The sequence below is a fragment of the Motilimonas pumila genome (genome assembly GCF_003596335.1).
GTDB classification, from domain to species: domain Bacteria; phylum Pseudomonadota; class Gammaproteobacteria; order Enterobacterales; family CBDFNC01; genus Motilimonas; species Motilimonas pumila.
This window is the reverse complement of the sequence record NZ_QZCH01000181.1, coordinates 1-516: the sequence shown is the minus strand read 5'-3', so window position 1 is coordinate 516 and position 516 is coordinate 1. Positions and strand designations below refer to the sequence as shown.

2 protein-coding genes are annotated in these 516 nt (G+C 75.4%); one reads left to right on the top strand and one right to left on the bottom strand.

The features are described from left to right. On the top strand, window positions 1–293 hold a 293-nt coding region (locus D1Z90_RS21140; protein WP_198419299.1), incomplete at its 5' end, for a DsbA family protein. 27 nt (window positions 294–320) lie between these two features. Here D1Z90_RS21140 and D1Z90_RS21135 read toward each other — a convergent pair. Further along, window positions 321–516: cation:dicarboxylate symporter family transporter (locus D1Z90_RS21135; RefSeq protein ID WP_147378844.1), on the bottom strand; the 196-nt coding region annotated here is incomplete at its 5' end.

Below are 516 nucleotides of genomic sequence, written 5' to 3'. Positions count from 1 at the left end.
GGGCGGGCATCGAGGGCGCCTATGTCGAGACCGTGCTCAAGGCGATGTGGGAGGACGGCCTGAAGATGGACGACCCCGCCGTGGTCGCCGAGGTCCTGGCGGCCGCCGGCCTGCCGGCCCAGGCGCTGTTGGAGGCCGCGCAGACCCCCGAGGTCAAGGCCGAGCTGGTCGCCGGGACCGAGGCCGCCGCGGCGCGGGGGGCCTTCGGCGTGCCCACCTTCTTCGTCGGCGACGAGATGTTCTTCGGCAAGGAGCGCCTGGGACAGGTCGAGGAGGCGCTGGCCGCGGCCTGACCGCGCGGCCGGAGGGCGGCTTGGGCCTCAGGCCGCCGCCGGGGCGGCCGGCTCGTCGAAGGCAGGCGCGCGCGACGCCCCGTCATAGACCGCCTGGTCGAGGATGCCGGCCCGCTTGGCCACCAGGGTGGGCGTCAGGGCCTGGCCGGCGACGTTGACCGCCGTGCGGCCCATGTCGAGGATCGGGTCGATCGCCAGCAACAGCCCGACCCCTTCCAGCGGC